At 73.6% G+C, this 14,641-nt stretch carries 16 protein-coding genes; 9 read left to right on the top strand and 7 right to left on the bottom strand.

Annotation, left to right across the window (positions count from 1 at the left end):
- Window positions 1–43: 43 nt before the first annotated feature.
- A complete protein-coding gene (locus ACI791_RS03050) occupies window positions 44–1,786 on the bottom strand; it encodes a class I adenylate-forming enzyme family protein (RefSeq protein WP_456584676.1) in 1,743 nt (580 codons plus the stop codon).
- 80 nt (window positions 1,787–1,866) lie between these two features.
- On the opposite strand from ACI791_RS03050, the gene ACI791_RS03045 reads away from it, so the two are divergent.
- Window positions 1,867–2,718, top strand: a complete 852-nt coding sequence (locus ACI791_RS03045; protein WP_456584675.1) for a patatin-like phospholipase family protein — start codon at window positions 1,867–1,869, stop codon at window positions 2,716–2,718.
- A gap of 19 nt (window positions 2,719–2,737) precedes the next feature.
- On the opposite strand, the gene ACI791_RS03040 is transcribed toward ACI791_RS03045, so the two are convergent.
- Window positions 2,738–3,382 (bottom strand): hypothetical protein, encoded by a 645-nt coding sequence (locus tag ACI791_RS03040; protein WP_456584674.1) that lies wholly within the window; start codon window positions 3,380–3,382, stop codon window positions 2,738–2,740.
- 193 nt (window positions 3,383–3,575) lie between these two features.
- Here ACI791_RS03040 and ACI791_RS03035 point away from each other — a divergent pair, with 193 nt between their 5' ends.
- From ACI791_RS03035 to ACI791_RS03020, 4 genes are read left to right on the top strand one after another with little or no spacing between them, the layout of a single operon-like run.
- Window positions 3,576–4,763, top strand: a complete 1,188-nt coding sequence (locus ACI791_RS03035; RefSeq protein WP_456584673.1) for a sensor histidine kinase — start codon at window positions 3,576–3,578, stop codon at window positions 4,761–4,763.
- On the top strand, window positions 4,760–5,422 hold the full coding sequence (locus tag ACI791_RS03030) for a response regulator (RefSeq protein WP_456584672.1): 663 nt from the start codon (window positions 4,760–4,762) through the stop codon (window positions 5,420–5,422). Before ACI791_RS03035 ends, ACI791_RS03030 begins: the two co-directional genes overlap by 4 nt.
- Window positions 5,419–5,562, top strand: a complete 144-nt coding sequence (locus ACI791_RS03025; protein WP_456584671.1) for a hypothetical protein — start codon at window positions 5,419–5,421, stop codon at window positions 5,560–5,562. The genes ACI791_RS03030 and ACI791_RS03025 overlap by 4 nt, the downstream gene beginning before the upstream one ends.
- The gene (locus tag ACI791_RS03020; RefSeq protein WP_456584809.1) at window positions 5,559–6,509 is read left to right on the top strand and encodes an enoyl-CoA hydratase-related protein; all 951 of its coding nucleotides are present in this window, start codon (window positions 5,559–5,561) and stop codon (window positions 6,507–6,509) included. Before ACI791_RS03025 ends, ACI791_RS03020 begins: the two co-directional genes overlap by 4 nt.
- Window positions 6,510–6,549: 40 nt before the next feature.
- On the opposite strand, the gene ACI791_RS03015 is transcribed toward ACI791_RS03020, so the two are convergent.
- On the bottom strand, window positions 6,550–7,050 hold the full coding sequence (locus ACI791_RS03015; protein WP_456584670.1) for a MarR family winged helix-turn-helix transcriptional regulator: 501 nt from the start codon (window positions 7,048–7,050) through the stop codon (window positions 6,550–6,552).
- An 89-nt stretch (window positions 7,051–7,139) separates the two neighbouring features.
- Here ACI791_RS03015 and ACI791_RS03010 point away from each other — a divergent pair, with 89 nt between their 5' ends.
- From ACI791_RS03010 to ACI791_RS02995, 4 genes are all read left to right on the top strand, one after another.
- Entirely contained in the window at window positions 7,140–7,703 is a 564-nt protein-coding gene (locus ACI791_RS03010; protein WP_456584669.1) for a YceI family protein, read from the top strand.
- Window positions 7,704–7,833: 130 nt separating this feature from the next.
- Window positions 7,834–8,175 (top strand): hypothetical protein, encoded by a 342-nt coding sequence (locus ACI791_RS03005; protein ID WP_456584668.1) that lies wholly within the window; start codon window positions 7,834–7,836, stop codon window positions 8,173–8,175.
- A 102-nt stretch (window positions 8,176–8,277) separates the two neighbouring features.
- Window positions 8,278–10,170: a translational GTPase TypA gene (gene typA, locus ACI791_RS03000; protein WP_347059702.1), complete on the top strand. Its 1,893-nt coding sequence runs from the start codon at window positions 8,278–8,280 to the stop codon at window positions 10,168–10,170.
- Window positions 10,171–10,402: 232 nt separating this feature from the next.
- On the top strand, window positions 10,403–10,903 hold the full coding sequence (locus tag ACI791_RS02995) for a DUF5994 family protein (RefSeq protein ID WP_347059703.1): 501 nt from the start codon (window positions 10,403–10,405) through the stop codon (window positions 10,901–10,903).
- Window positions 10,904–11,020: 117 nt separating this feature from the next.
- On the opposite strand, the gene ACI791_RS02990 is transcribed toward ACI791_RS02995, so the two are convergent.
- The 4 genes from ACI791_RS02990 to ACI791_RS02975 form a co-directional block, all read right to left on the bottom strand.
- On the bottom strand, window positions 11,021–12,004 hold the full coding sequence (locus tag ACI791_RS02990) for a sulfite exporter TauE/SafE family protein (protein ID WP_456584667.1): 984 nt from the start codon (window positions 12,002–12,004) through the stop codon (window positions 11,021–11,023).
- A 263-nt stretch (window positions 12,005–12,267) separates the two neighbouring features.
- Window positions 12,268–13,269, bottom strand: a complete 1,002-nt coding sequence (locus ACI791_RS02985; protein ID WP_456584666.1) for an anion permease — start codon at window positions 13,267–13,269, stop codon at window positions 12,268–12,270.
- A gap of 20 nt (window positions 13,270–13,289) precedes the next feature.
- Window positions 13,290–13,907 (bottom strand): DUF47 domain-containing protein, encoded by a 618-nt coding sequence (locus ACI791_RS02980; protein WP_456584665.1) that lies wholly within the window; start codon window positions 13,905–13,907, stop codon window positions 13,290–13,292.
- A gap of 105 nt (window positions 13,908–14,012) precedes the next feature.
- The gene (locus ACI791_RS02975) at window positions 14,013–14,576 is read right to left on the bottom strand and encodes a sigma-70 family RNA polymerase sigma factor (RefSeq protein ID WP_456584664.1); all 564 of its coding nucleotides are present in this window, start codon (window positions 14,574–14,576) and stop codon (window positions 14,013–14,015) included.
- Window positions 14,577–14,641 lie beyond the last annotated feature (65 nt).

Genomic DNA, 14,641 nt, shown 5'->3' with positions numbered 1-14,641 from the left:
GCGCGCCGCCGCACCCGAACGGGGTGCCGCGGCGCCCGGCCGGTCAGCCCCCGACGGCCTCCCGCTCGCGGGCGGCGAGCTCACGCTTGAGCACCTTGCCGGCCGCCGACACCGGGATCGCGTCGATGAACCGGACGTCGCGGAGCCGCTTGTACGGCGTCACCTTGCCGTTGACCGCCGCCATGACCGACTCGACGGTGAGGGCGGCGCCGTCGGCGTCGTCCTTGCGCACGACGTAGGCCACCGGCAGCTCGCCGGCCTCTGGGTCGGGCCGACCCACCACCGCCGCGCCACCGACCCCGGGGACGCCGAACAGGACCTCCTCCAGCTCGCGCGGGAACACGTTGTAGCCCTTGTAGAGCAGCATGTCCTTGGTGCGGTCGACGATCGCCAGGTAACCGTCCTCGTCGAGGATGCCCACGTCGCCGGAGTGGAACCAGCCGTCGACGTCGATGGCGTCGGCGGTGGCGTCGGGGCGGTGCGCGTACCCGCGCATCACCTGGGGTCCCCGGATGCACACCTCGCCGCGCTCGCCGGGGGGCAGCGGGTCGCCGCCACCGATCGGCCGGATGCTGATCTCGGTGTCGAAGATCGGCACGCCGACCGTGCCCGGCTTGCGGGTGCCGGACCGGAAGGTCGGGTTGCCGGTCGCCATCATCGTGACCTCGGTGAGCCCGTAGCCCTCGCCGATGGTGGCGTTGGGCATCAGCGCGCCCATCTTCTCGATCAGCGTGACCGGGAGCGGTGCGGCGCCGCTGCTGACCCCGCGCACGTGCGAGAGGTCGGCCTCGGCGAACCCGGGCACCTGCAGCAGGGCGACGAAGACCGGCGGGGCGCCCCCGATGGCGGTCACCTGGTGCCTGACCATGTCCTCGACGTACTGCACCGGGTCGAAGCGCATGTGGATGACGGTCATGGTGCCGCCCATGACCATGCCGTTGAGGTAGCCGATCGCGCCCATGGCGTGGAACCACGGAGTCAGGTTGATGATCCGCGCCTCCCCGAGCCGGGTGGGGCACTCGTCGGCATCCAGCACCTGCTCCAGGGTCACGTCACCGTGCTCGTCGAGCACCGGCACCGAGCCCGACGTCCAGCAGGCCGACTGCACCACGTTCGTCACCACCTGGCGGTGCGGCAGCTCCACGCCCTTGCTGACACCGGTCGTCCCGCCGGTGTAGGCCAGGTGCGCCAGGTCCTCGACCACGTCGACGCCGCTGTCCAGGTGCCGGTCGGTGGGGTCGCCCGCCAGCAGCTCGGCGAGGTCGACGTCGGCGTCCTCCAGCCCGTCGATCCGGGCGGCGAAGTCGAGGATGTGCGCCTTCCCGGTGACGACGACGGTCTGCACCGGCGTCTGCACCAGCGCGCCCCGCACGAACGGCAGGATCTGGTCCCAGGTGATCAGCACCGTCGCGCCGGCGTCGCTGAGCTGGGCGGCGAGGTCGGCGGCCGGGAGCAGCGGGTTCGTGGGGGAGAAGGTGGCGCCGGACAGCAGGATGCCGTAGTAGAGCGGGGGGTACTGGCGGCAGTTCGGGATGTGGACGGCGACGACGTCGCCCCGCCCGATGCCGTGGTCGGCCAGCCAGCCGGCGACGGCATGCGCGCGGGCGCCCAGCTCGGTGAAGGTCAGCGGCACGTCGTGGTCGAGGAACGCCGTCCGGTCGCCCCAGCGACGCACGGCGGCGCGCAGGATCGATCCCACCGGCACCCGCGGGTAGTCCAGCGAGCGGGGCAGACCGGGGGGCCAGCCGACCGTCGCGGTTACCGGGGCGGACTGCACGGTGGTCATGCGTTTCCTCTCGTCGGTGACTCCGGCACAGGGTGGCCCAGCTCACAGCCCGTGTCGAGGTCTCTGTGAGGATGTCGCCCATGAGCGACCAGCGCACCGCCCTCGTCCTGGGCGGCGGAGGCATCACCGGCATCGCGTGGGAGATCGGCGTGCTCGCCGGCCTGGCCGAGGCGGGGGTCGACCTCACCGACGCCGATCTGGTCGTCGGCACGTCGGCCGGCTCGGTGGTCGGGGCGCAGATCACCAGCGGGGCGCCGCTGGAGGAGATGTACGCCCGCCAGCTCGAGCCGCCCACGCAGGAGAAGGTGGCCCGGATGACCCGCGGCAACCTCGCCCGGTACGCCTGGGCGATGCTCGTCAGCCGCGGCCGCGACGTCGAGTTCCGTCGTCGCGTGGGCACGCTGGCCCTGGCGGCGGAGAAGGCGGGGCTGACGCCCACCGAGGAGGAGCGGCTGGAGGTGATCGGCTCCCGGCTGGTCTCCCGCGAGTGGCCCGACCGGCCGCTGACCGTGACCGCCGTCGACGCCGCCACCGGCGAGTTCCGCCCCTTCGACCGTGACTCGGGCGTGCCGCTGCTGCAGGCGGTGGCCGCCAGCTGCGCGGTGCCCGGCGTCTTCCCGCCGGTCACCATCGACGGCCGCCGGTACGTCGACGGCGGCATGCGCTCGATGGCCAACGCCGACCTCGCACAGGGGTACGACCGGGTCGTCGTCCTGGCGCCCCTCCCGCGCGGCGTCGGGCCGATGGCCAGCGTCGACGCCCAGGTCACCGGCATGCTGGCGCGCGTCGCCGTCGTCGCCCCGGACGAGGGCAGCCGGACGGCGATCGGCCGCAACGTCCTCGACCCGGCGGCCCGGGAACCCGCCGCGCGGGCCGGCCGCGCCCAGGCGGCGGCGGTCGCGCAGCGGGTCGCCGAGGTCTGGAACGACTGACCGGCCTTCGCGGGAGCGCTCAGCCGCGGCGCCACAGCCACAGGCCGACCCCGGCGAACCAGAAGGCCATCAGGTAGGTGACCGCCCAGCCCACCGGGGGGAGCGCCAGGCCCAGGGCGAACACCGCGCTGACGCCGACCAGCACCCGGGAGACCCGGGCGGTCCAGGCGGCGACTGCGACGGCGACGAGGAAGCCGATGCCCACCCAGGCGGCCATCGGGTGGGCCACGTTCATGAGCAGGAGGGCGAACTCCGCGCCGGTCGGCGTCACCCCGTCGCCGAAGGTCAGGGTGCCGACCGTCACCGCCGCAGCCGGAGCCGCCGTCGCCGCGGTCATCAGGAGCACGTGACCGGCGCCGAGCAACGGCAGCAGCCGGACGGCGGCGTCGTCCCGCCGGCGTCCCAGGTGCACGGCCAGCAGCCCGGCGACGGCGATGGCCAGGAGCGCATAGAGCCCCATGAGCACCGCGGCGAGCATCACGTCGGCGCCTGCCAGGGCGGACGCCGCCTCGCCGGGTGTGGCGGCTCCCCCCATCGGGTCGCCGAAGGTGACGGCCGCAGCCGCGAACGCGAGCAGCGCGCCGACGCCGGCGAGCGCGGGCAGGGGGCTGCGCCGGCCGGTGGCGTGGGGCGCCGAGACGCCGGAGCTCGTGGTGGTGGTCATGTGTGTCTCCTCCTCGGGCCGGCGCGCCCTTCGCGCCGTGCGCCGTCCACGCAACCGCTGGGCCGGCCGCCGGTCGTCTGCCCATCGGCCGAGATGCCGACGGTGTCCGCCCGGACCCGATCTCCCGCACGGCGGATGCGGGATCGCCCGCGAGGCGGATCCGCAGCGGTCCCCGCGGTCCTACGCTGCGGCCATGTCCGGATCGGGAGCCCGCTGGCGAGAGCTGCCGCTGTGGGTGCGCGACGGGGCGCTGGCCCTCGTGCTCACCCTCGCCGGCCAGGCCGAGCTGCTGCTCGCCGGCGGTGCGGTCGCGCGGCTGCCCCTGCAGATGGTGGCCTTCGCGGTGATGACCGGCAGCCTGGCGCTCCGCCGGTTGCGGCCGCTGATCGCGGCCGTGGCAGTCGCTGCGGGGCTGGCGTTCCAGACCCTCCTCGGCGACGCCCCGGCCGTCTCCGGCTTCGTCGCCGTCCTGGTGGTGACCTACTCGGTCGCCCAGTACGCGGACCGGCGGCGCGAGGCGCTGCTCGGTCTGCTCGCGGTGCTGGCCGCGGTCGAGCTGTACGCGTTCGTCGGCGAGGACGTCATCGTCGCCGACGAGATCGGCAACGCAGCGATCCCGATCGTGGTGTGGGTCCTCGCCCGGCTCGCCCGAGAGCGCCTCGACCGGGCGGTGGCCGCCGAGCACGAGGTCATGGCGGCCCGGGAACGCGCCCGCGAGGTGGACCTCGCGCGGGCGTCGGCGCTGGCTGCCGAACGCCGGCGCATCGCCCGGGAGATGCACGACGTCGTCGGGCACGCGGTGACGTTGATGCTGCTGCACGCCGATGCGGCACAGGCGGGCCTCGGCGGGCGGGAGCCGGCGGCGGAGCGCGCGCTGGACGTCGTGCTCACCTCCGGGCGGGCGGCGCTGGAGGATCTGCGGCGGCTTCTCCGGGTGCTGCGCGACGACGGCGGTGGCGGGTCCGGGGACGGGCAGCCCGGTTCACTGGCCGAGGTCGAGGAGCTGGTGGCGGCGGCGCGGTCGGCCGGTCGGCCCGCCGGGCTCGCGGTGGACGGCTGCCCCCGCCCGCTGCCGGCAGCCGTCGAGGCGACCGCCTACCGAATCGTGCAGGAGTCGGTCACCAACGCGATCCGGCACGCGCCCGGCGCCCGGATCGACGTCCGGGTGCACTACACCGACCAGACCCTGGAGGTGGAGGTCGCCGACGACGGCGCTGTCGCGCCGACCCCGCCGACGGGCGCGGGCTTCGGGCTGGCCGGCATCCGCGAACGGGTCGCACTGTTCGACGGCCGCGTGGAGGCCGGCCCGCGGGAGGACGGCCGGGGGTGGCGGACCCGCGCCGTGCTGCCGGTCCCCGCCGCGGAGCACGCGCCGGCATGACCGTCCGCATCCTGCTGGCCGACGACGAGGCGCTGGTCCGGACCGGGCTGCGGATGATCCTGGAGGCCGAGACCGACCTGGAGGTGGTGGGCGAGTCCGCCGACGGGGTCGAGGCGGTGACCCTGTGCCGGCAGCTGCGCCCGGACGTGGCGCTGGTCGACATCCGGATGCCGCGGCTGGACGGCATCCAGGCGGCCCGGCGGATCACCGCGGAGCCGGGGAACGGCACGGCCGTCGTCATGCTGACGACCTTCGACGCCGACGAGCACCTGGTCGAGGCGATCCGGGCCGGTGCCACCGGGTTCCTGCTCAAGTCCATGCCGCGCGAGCAGCTGGTCACCGCCGTCCGGTCGGCGGTGAGCGGCGACTCGCTGCTGGCGCCCGCGCTGCTGCGCCGCCTGCTCGACGACTTCGTCGGCCGCGCCGGGACGCCGGCCGCCGCCCCCGGCCTCGTCCTGCTGACGCCGCGCGAGGAGGAGGTGCTCCGGCTGGTCGCGCGCGGCCTGTCGAACGCCGAGATCGCCGCCGCCCTCGTGCTCGGCGAGGGGACGGTGAAGACGCACGTCGCCCGGGTGCTGGCGAAGCTGGGCGTCCGGGACCGGGTGCAGGCGGTGGTGCTCGCCTACGAGTCCGGCCTGGTGCGCCCCGGCGTCGGGTGAGCGGCATCGGCTCCGCCTGGACACACGACGCGCACGTGTTCCGGCGGCGCGCGAAGGTGGACCGGTGGCTGCTGGGCGACGAGGCCGAGCACCTCGACGCCGTCGCCCGGCTCGCGGTCGCCGGCGCCCTCGGCGCCTGACCGACCCGTCCAGGCGCTCCGGTACCGGAGCGCCGCCCGCTGACAGGAGGAAGACCACGGACCTCACCGAGCTCCGCTACGAGGTGGCCGACGGCGTGGCGACGGTGACGCTGCACCGGCCGGACAGGCTCAATGCGTTCACCCTGACGATGGCCGACGAGCTGGCCCGCGTGGCCGCGGCCGCGGACGCCGACGACGACGTGCGGGTCGTCGTGGTGACCGGTTCCGGACGGGCCTTCTGCGCCGGCGCCGACCTGGGCGGCGGACCCGGCACGTTCGGTGACCGGCGCACCCGCGAGCGACCGCCGGGCCCGCTGAGCGAGGACATCGCCGGCTTCCCGCGGGACGCCGGCGGCGTGGCCGCGCTGCCCTTCGCCGCGCTGCGCAAGCCGGTGATCGCCGCGGTGAACGGGCCGGCGGTCGGCATCGGGGCCACCCTCACGCTGCCCATGGACGTCCGCATCGCGGCGAAGTCCGCCCGCTTCGGCTTCGTGTTCGGCCGGGTCGGGATCGTGCCCGAGGCGGCGTCGTCCTGGTTCCTGCCCCGGGTGGTCGGCATCAGCCAGGCGATGGAGTGGGTGGCCACCGGGCGGGTGTTCGACGCAGCGGAGGCGCTGCGCGGCCGGCTGGTCTCCCGCGTCGTCCCCGACGACGAGTTGCTCCCGGCGGCCTACGGGCTCGCCCACGAGATCGTCGAGAACACCAGCGCGGTCGCCGTCGGTGCCGCCCGGCAGCTGCTGTGGTCGATGCTCGGCGCGGCCTCGCCGTGGGACGCGCACCGCGCGGAGTCCCGGGCGCTGGTGGAGCTGGGGGACGGGCCCGACCCGGCCGAGGGCGTGGCCGCCTTCCTGGAGAAGCGGCCACCGCGCTTCCCTGGGAGGCTGCCCGACGGCGCCGTCGCCGGGGTACCGCGCTGGCCCGCCCCGCCGGACGACGTCACCGGCTGAGACCGTGCCGTCCGGCCCCGCCCGGCGGGGCCGGACGGGGTCAGGGCATGCGCGTGGGGTCGAGGTGACGTAGCAGCGTCTCCCCGAAGTCCCGCATCGCCGCCACCTGCTCGGGGGAGAGCTGGTCGAACAGCTCCCGCCGCACGCCCTCGACGTGGATGGGCGCCGCACCCTCGAGGGTGGCGAACCCCTCGTCGGTGAGCACGGCCAGCTGCCCGCGGCCGTCATCGGGGCACACCTGCCGGCGCACCCAGCCGCGCTCCTCCAGCCGGGACACCGCGTGCGAGAGCCGGCTGCGCGAGGACAGGCACCGGTCGGCGAGCTCGCTCATCCGCATCCTCCGCTCCGGCTCCTCGGAGAGGGCGACGAGGATCTCGTAGTAGGCGTGCGAGATGCCGGTGCGGCGGGTGAGCTCCCGGTCGAGCCGGTCCTGCAGCAGCTGCGAGCTGTAGAGCCAGGCCCGCCATGCCTTCTGCTCCTCGGCGTCGAGCCAGCGGGGCTCGCCCGTCGGGAGGGGCTGCGGCGACACCGGTGCGGTCATGCGGACAGAATACTGGCGGAATAGTCAAACGCTCAACTACGCTACGGACGACGGCACGCCTGACCGCCCAGAACCACCAGGGAGACACCATGACCAGCAGCACCAGCGTCCAGATCCCCGGCTACGTCGCCGGCACGTGGGACATCGACGCCAGCCACTCCACCGTCGGCTTCTCCGTCCGCCACATGATGGTGAGCAAGGTCCGCGGGTACTTCCGCGAGTTCTCCGGCGAGATCGTCACCGCCGAGGACCCGACGCAGTCCGTCGTCACCGCCACGGTGAACATGGACTCGATCGACACCCGCCAGGAGCAGCGCGACGCCCACATCAAGTCCGCTGACTTCTTCGACGTGGGCAACCACACCACGATGGACTTCCGCTCCACCGCCGTGACGACCGACGGCGCCGACTGGACCGTCGAGGGCGACCTCACCATCAAGGGCATCACCAAGCCCGTCGTCCTGGCGCTCGAGCTCAACGGCTTCGGCCCGGACGCCTACGGCGGCACCCGCGCCGGCTTCAGCGCCAAGACCGAGATCTCCCGCAAGGAGTACGGCGTCGACATCGACATGCCGATGGACGGCGGCGGCGTGGTCGTCGGCGACAAGATCACCGTCGAGCTCGAGATCGAGGCCGTGCTCCGCACCGCCTGATCGAGCCGGGGTTCGACCCCGAGATCCGCCCGAGGCCGGTATCCCGCACCGCGGATACCGGCCTCGGTCGCATCCCGGCCCGGCCGGCCGCCCTCGACGGGTCGACACGACGCCGGGGACACTGGAGGACATGTCGACCTCGGCCCTCGCCCGCGTGCCCGCGTACCTGCTCGTCGCCGTGGGCCTCGCCGCCGGGTTCGGCATCGCCCAGGGCGCCGGGATCCGGGCGCTGGGTGGCGCGGTGTTCGCCCTCTGCGGAGTCGGCGCGGCCTGGATCGCCGCCCGCCGGCGCGGGCCGGCCGTCACCGCCGGGCTCGCCGCCCTCTACGTCGGGGCGTTCGCGCTGGCCCACGTCCTGGCTCTGGGAGCCGGCTTCCCGGCTTGGTTCGCGGTGAGTCTGGTCACTGTCGCCGCGGCCGGGGCCACCTACGGGGTGGTCGACCGGCAGCGAGAAACGGTGTCGGCGCGCTGAGCACCTAGAGTGGAGGGAAGGTCGCGGCCTCGGAGGTCGTTGTCCTGATGCCCGCGCGCGTCCGCGCGGCGCGCCCCCGAGCTGCCCGAGGTGCCCTTCCGCATGCCCACCCGCAACGACCTGCGCAACGTGGCGATCGTCGCCCACGTCGACCACGGCAAGACCACCCTGGTCGACGCTCTCCTCCGTCAGGCCGGTGCACTCGGCCGCGCCAAGGGCGAGGGTACCGACAACGACTCCACGCAGGACCGCGTGATGGACTCGATGGATCTCGAGCGCGAGCGCGGCATCACCATCCTTGCCAAGAACACCGCCATCCGGCTGGCCGACTCCGACGGCAACCCCGTCGTCGTCAACATCGTCGACACCCCCGGCCACGCCGACTTCGGCGGTGAGGTCGAGCGCGGCCTGTCGATGGTCGACGGCGTCGTCCTGCTCGTCGACGCCTCCGAGGGTCCCCTGCCGCAGACCCGCTTCGTGCTGCGCAAGGCGCTGGCCAAGGGAATGCCGGTCATCCTCGCGGTGAACAAGACCGACCGCGGCGACGCCCGCATCGAAGAGGTCGTCGACGAGTGCTACGAGCTGTTCATGGAGCTCATGGAGGACGCCGGCTTGGACGCCGACGCCCTCGAGTTCCCGATCGTCTACTGCAACGGCCGCACCGGCCAGGCCTCGCTCAACCGCCCGGAGAACGGCACGGTCCCCGACAGCGACGACCTCGCGCCGCTGGTGAAGACGCTGCTGGACACCATCCCGCCGCCGTCCTACGACGCCGAGGAGCCGCTGCGCGCGCAGGTCACCAACCTCGACGCCTCACCGTTCCTCGGCCGGCTGGCGCTGCTGCGCATCCACTCCGGTGAGATGAAGCGGGGTCAGCAGGTGGCCTGGTGCAAGGTCGACGGCACCATCAAGAACGTCAAGATCACCGAGCTGCTGGTCACCGAGGGCCTGACCCGCACCCCGGCCGAGAGCGCCGGCCCGGGCGACCTCGTCGCCATCGCCGGTATCGAGGACATCATGATCGGCGACACCCTCGCCGACCCCAGCGACCCGCGCCCGCTCCCGCCGCTGACCGTCGACGAGCCGTCCATCTCGATCACCATCGGGATCAACACCTCGCCGCTGTCGGGCAAGTCGGGCAAGAAGCTCACCGCGCGCCTGATCAAGAACCGCCTCGACCAGGAGCTGGTCGGCAACGTGTCGGTGCGCATGCTGCCCACCGACCGCCCCGACACCTGGGAGATGCAGGGCCGCGGGGAGCTGGCGCTGGCCATCCTCGTCGAGCAGCTGCGCCGCGAGGAGTTCGAGCTCACCGTGGGTCGGCCGACCGTCGTCACCAAGATGATCGACGGCGCGCTGCACGAGCCGGTCGAGCGGGTCACCATCGACACCCCGGGCGAGTACGTCGGCACCCTCACCCAGGCCCTGGCCACCCGCCGGGCGCGCCTGGAGAACCTCGTGCACCACGACACCGGCTGGGCGCGGATGGAGTACATCGTCCCCTCCCGCGGCCTGATCGGGTTCCGCACCGAGTTCCTCACCGAGACCCGCGGCACCGGCGTCCTCAACCACAACCTCGAGGGGTACGAGCCGTGGCTGGGCGACATGCGTGCCCGCCCGACCGGCTCGCTGGTCGCCGACCGCTCCGGCGTCGCGACGACGTACTCGATGTTCTCGCTGCAGGAGCGCGGCCAGCTCATGGTGCAGCCGGGCACGGACGTCTACGAGGGCATGATCGTCGGTGAGAACTCCCGTCCGGACGACATGGACGTGAACATCACCAAGGAGAAGAAGCTCACCAACATGCGCAAGTCCACCTCCGAGGAGCTGGAGCGGCTCATCCCGCCGCGGATCCTGAACCTGGAGCAGGCGCTGGAGTTCTGCGCCGAGGACGAGTGCGTGGAGGTCACGCCGGGCAGCGTCCGCATCCGCAAGGTGGTGCTGGACCAGACCGAGCGCGGCAAGGCCAAGAACCGCAAGCCCAAGCCCGCCTGATCGCGAGCCGCCCCAGGAAGGCCCCGTCCGGACCCCCGGTCGGGGCCTTCCTCGTGTCGGGACCGACCCGGGCGTCGTGGTCGGTAGGTCACGAATCGTGAAGACCGGCCGTAGCGAGGCGACCCGCCCGTCCCGAGCTCACCGGCGACCCCACGCGCCGCGTCCTAGGTTCGTGTCGGGGTCCTCTGTCCGGGCCCGCGGCGAGCGAGTGACGAGAGGCGGCCGAACGCTGATGACGACGATCACCCGCACGGTTCCGGCGACCGAGGGTTTCCGGGGTGGGATCGACGTCCGGGTGAGTCTGCGCGCCGATGCCGGATCGGGGGACTCGGCCTTCGACGGCGCCTGGTTCCCGCGCAGCCGCGACCTCGCGGTGGAGCTGCCCGAGCTGATCGCCGCCCTGGAGCGGCGCGGCGTCCGGGTGGAGCGGTTCACCTACGCCCTCGACGCGTGGCAGCCCGCGCCCCGCAAGCTCGAGGTGCAGGGCCGCACCGTCCGGGCCGGTGGCTTCCGCAGCATGGACCCGCAGGTGGTCTGCCTGACCTGGGCCGGCGGCAACCGCCGGGCCGACCTGCTGGTCGTCCCCCCGGAGACCGACGTGCTCACCGGCGCCCGGGCGCTGCGGCTGTGCACGCGCCGGGGTCTGCCGCCGTCGCCGCAGATGGTGCTGGCCGCGGCCCGCTCGACCCCGCTCCCGCAGGTCCCCGACCTGCCGGCCAGCCGGGCGGTCTGACGGAGGCCCCTGCCTCGCAGGCTCGGGGCGTGGTCTGCCGGGAGGTCACCGGCGGGGATGCCGAGGGGGTGGGCGTCGGTGCCCGGGGTGCTCGCCGCCCGGTGGGACGGTCCTCGGTCAGTCGCGCGGGGCGCTGGGGCGGCCGGCGCCCACGGGCTGACCCTCGGCCGGGGCGGTGACGTCGGTGAGGACCTCGTGCTCGGCGACCTCGGCGAGGGCGTCGGCGGACTCCACCGCCTTGTCCTTGCGGTACTGGCGGTAGGAGTGGACGACGGCCAGCACCCAGATCGCGGCGAGCACGGTGTAGACGGTGCCGCTCGTGACGTCGCCGGCGTCGACCCAGTCGCTGCGCAGCAGGGTGCGGACGTTGGTCAGCACGATCATGCCGCCCACCAGGGAGCCGAGCAGTCGCGGCGGGATGTGCCGCACCAGCCAGGCGGCGATCGGGGCGGCGATCAGGCCGCCGGCGAGCAGCCCGGCCACCCACAGCGGGTCGATGCCCTGCGAGCCCAGCGCCACCAGGAAGCCCAGGCTGGCCGCCAGCGCGACCAGGAACTCCGAGGTGTCGATCGAGCCGATGACCTTGCGCGGCTCCATCCGGCCGCTGGCCAGCAGCGCGGGCGTGCCCACCGGGCCCCAGCCGCCGCCACCGGTGGCGTCGACGAACCCGGCCACCAGGCCGAGGGGGCCCAGGAAGCGCGCACGGACCGGCTTGCCGAGGTGGCGCCGGTCGATGCCGCGGAGGGTGAAGCGCACCAGGATGTACACGCCCAGCGACACCAGGATCAGCGACATCACCGGCGCGGCGATCTCCGTCGAGAGGCCGGACAGGAAGTGGGCGCCGGCGAAGGCCCCGACCGCGCCGGGCAGCCCGACCTTGGCGACCACCCTCCAGTCGACGTTGCCGAACTTCCAGTGCGAGAACCCGGACGCCAGCGTCGTCCCGATCTCCGCGAGGTGGATGGTCGCCGACGCCGCCGCGGGGTTCGTGCCGATGGCCAGCAGGAGCGTCGTCGAGGTGACGCCGTAGGCCATGCCGAGGCTGCCGTCGACGAGCTGTGCGCCCAGGCCCGCGAGGGCGAGCAGGATCAAGGTCTTCACGGGGGGACGGACTCCGGTCTCACGGATGCCGCAGCAGGCGGCCTGACAGGGGGTCGAGCGGGCGCCGGGCAATGGCGCGGCGGATCAGAACCCCGGACAGGCGGCGGTGCAGACGCGCAGCAGGTCGACGTGTCGCCGGCTCACGAGGAGGAGCGCCGTCGTCCGTGTCACGGTGATATGTCTACCAGATCGATGCACTTAGGCGTCAATCGGGTTCACCTGGTGGGACGGGACGACCGCTCCGGGGCCGCGCGAGCCCACGATCAGCCGACCACCAGGTCGATGAGGACGTAGGCGATCCCCGCGATCGCGGCGGCGGCGGGCAGCGTGACCACCCAGGCGGTGACGATGCTGCCGGCGACACCCCACCGGACCGCCGACAGCCGCCGGGTGGAGCCGACGCCCATGATCGACGTGGTGGTGATGTGCGTCGTCGACACCGGGACGGCGAACACCGTCGCCGTCGTCACCATGACGCTGGAGGCGACCGTCTGCGCGGCGAAGCCACCGGCCGGGGTGAGCTGGATGATCCGCCGGCCCATGGTCCGCATGATGCGGAACCCGCCGGCGTAGGTGCCCGCGCTGATCGCGGCGGCGGCGGCGAGCACCACCCAGAACGGAACCTCGAAGTCGTCGATCTCCCCGGCCGTGTAGAGGGCGAGGGTGATGATGCCCATCGTCTTCTGGGCGTCCTGCATGCCGTGGCCGAGCGCCATCGTCGCGGAGCTGACGATCTGCGCCCGCTTGAAGCCGCGGTTGGCGCGGGTGACGTGGGCGTTCCGGTAGGCCCACAGCAGCGCCAGCATGACGAGGTAGCCCAGGCCGAAGCCGACCAGCGGCGAGACGACCATCGGGACGATGACCTTCTCGAACACGCCCATCCACTGCACGGAGTGGGCGGCCGCGAGGGCTGCGCCGACGAGCCCGCCGATCAGCGCGTGCGACGACGAGGACGGCAGCCCGAACCACCAGGTGACGAGGTTCCAGGTGATCGCGCCGATCAGCGCGGCGAAGACGATCTCCAGGCCCTCGCCGCCCTCGGGCGGATCGATGATGCCGGCGCCGACGGTCTTGGCGACCTCGGTGGAGAGCAGGGCCCCGATCAGGTTCATCACCGCGGCCAGCGCCAGGGCCGCCCGGGGGGTCAGCGCCTTGGTGGACACCGCGACGGCGATCGCGTTGGCCGCGTCGTGGAAGCCGTTGGTGTAGTCGAACGCCAGGGCCACCAGGATGATGGCGGTCAGGGCCAGGAAGGCCGCGTCCATCAGCGGAGATCCATAGCAGCCTAGGACTCCTTGACGGCGATCGTCTCGACCACGTTGGCCACGTGCTCGAAGGCGTCGGCCGCCTCCTCGAGCTGGTCGGCGACCTCCTTGAGCTTCAGGACCTCCAGCGCGTCGAACTCCCCGCTGTAGAGCCGGGATAGCAGCCGCCGGTAGAGCTTGTCCGCCTCGTTCTCCAGGCGGTTGACCTCGATCCAGTACTCGGAGAGGTCTTTGAGAGTCCTCAGCTGCGGCATCGCCTCGGCGGTCGTCTGGGCGCAGCGCTGCAGCAGCGAGACCTGCTGGTGCATCTCGGCGGGCAGGGTGCCCAGGCCGGTGAGGATGACCAGGTCGGCGGCGGCCTCGACGAAGTCCATGACGTCGTCGAGATCGCTCGCGAGGCGGTAGATGTCCTCGCGGTCGAACGGGGTCACGAAGCTGGTGTTGAGCGCCCGGAAGATGGCGTGCGTGGACTGGTCGCCGGTGTGCTCCAGGTCGCGCAGCCGGATGGCCAGCTCGCCGCGGCGCGCGTGGTCGTGGACGAACTCACCCAGGACCTCGGTCGCCGTCACCAGGTTCTGCGCGGACGCGGTGAACAGCGGGTAGAAGCTCGAGTCCTTGGGCGTCAGGCTGAAGGGCACGCGGAGGCTCCGTCTCGGATGTCGGCTCGGTCGCCCCGCCCGCGGCGGACGTACGACCGCCGCGGAGCATAGGTGTCCAGCACGTGGACACAGCTCGTCGCGAGGTCAGCGGTGAGCGGCGTCGCCCCGGTCGCCGTCCTCGCTCCCCCCGGCGAGGGAGGTCACCAGGTCGGCGCGCGCCCGCGCGACCCGCGACCGGATCGTGCCGACGGGGCAGCCGATGACGTCCGCGGCCTCCGCGTAGGAGAGCCCGAGCAGCTGGGTCAGCACGAAGGCCTCGCGCCGGTCCAGCGCCAGGCGGCCGAGCAGGTCGGTGACCGCGGCGCCCTCGGCGACGGCGTCCCCGGAACCGGTTGCGGCCAGCAGCTCCAGGTCGCTCGCCTCCCGCACCAGGGACAGCCGGCGCCGACGGCGGGAGCGCAGCGAGTCGGCGCAGACGCGACGGGCGATGGCCAGCAGCCAGGTGCGCACCGAGGAGCGGCCCTCGAAGCGGTGCAGCGCCGCGAAGGCCCGCAGGTACGTCTCCTGGGTGAGGTCGTCGGCCGCGTCGCGGTCGCCCAGGGCCGCGCACAGCCGCCAGACGTCGGACTGGGTCTCCCGGACGAGGGCGGCCGCGGCCAGCGGGTCGCCGGCGGCGGCGTCCGCGGCGACGCGGGCCAGGTCGTCCATGTCCTCGCCAGGGTGTTCCGCAGGTCACCCGGAGGGCCGGGAACCGGACGGCGTCCGGCGGCGAC

The organism is Blastococcus sp. SYSU DS0973 (assembly GCF_054051055.1).
The sequence above is the reverse complement of the archived record's forward strand: the minus strand, read 5'-3'. Positions and strand labels throughout refer to the sequence as shown.

Bases quoted from the DNA above. Each gene is read 5' to 3' on its own strand.
- ACI791_RS03010 (WP_456584669.1), top strand. From the start codon at position 7,140: ATGACCAGCAGCACCAGCGTCCAGATCCCCGGCTACGTCGCCGGCACG.
- ACI791_RS03050 (WP_456584676.1), bottom strand. From the start codon at position 1,786: ATGACCACCGTGCAGTCCGCCCCGGTAACCGCGACGGTCGGCTGGCCC.
- ACI791_RS02985 (WP_456584666.1), bottom strand. From the start codon at position 13,269: ATGGACGCGGCCTTCCTGGCCCTGACCGCCATCATCCTGGTGGCCCTG.
- ACI791_RS03030 (WP_456584672.1), top strand. From the start codon at position 4,760: ATGACCGTCCGCATCCTGCTGGCCGACGACGAGGCGCTGGTCCGGACC.
- ACI791_RS03040 (WP_456584674.1), bottom strand. From the start codon at position 3,382: ATGACCACCACCACGAGCTCCGGCGTCTCGGCGCCCCACGCCACCGGC.
- ACI791_RS03015 (WP_456584670.1), bottom strand. From the start codon at position 7,050: ATGACCGCACCGGTGTCGCCGCAGCCCCTCCCGACGGGCGAGCCCCGC.
- ACI791_RS02995 (WP_347059703.1), top strand. From the start codon at position 10,403: ATGACGACGATCACCCGCACGGTTCCGGCGACCGAGGGTTTCCGGGGT.
- ACI791_RS03005 (WP_456584668.1), top strand. From the start codon at position 7,834: ATGTCGACCTCGGCCCTCGCCCGCGTGCCCGCGTACCTGCTCGTCGCC.
- ACI791_RS02975 (WP_456584664.1), bottom strand. From the start codon at position 14,576: ATGGACGACCTGGCCCGCGTCGCCGCGGACGCCGCCGCCGGCGACCCG.
- ACI791_RS03035 (WP_456584673.1), top strand. From the start codon at position 3,576: ATGTCCGGATCGGGAGCCCGCTGGCGAGAGCTGCCGCTGTGGGTGCGC.
- typA (WP_347059702.1), top strand. From the start codon at position 8,278: ATGCCCACCCGCAACGACCTGCGCAACGTGGCGATCGTCGCCCACGTC.
- ACI791_RS03045 (WP_456584675.1), top strand. From the start codon at position 1,867: ATGAGCGACCAGCGCACCGCCCTCGTCCTGGGCGGCGGAGGCATCACC.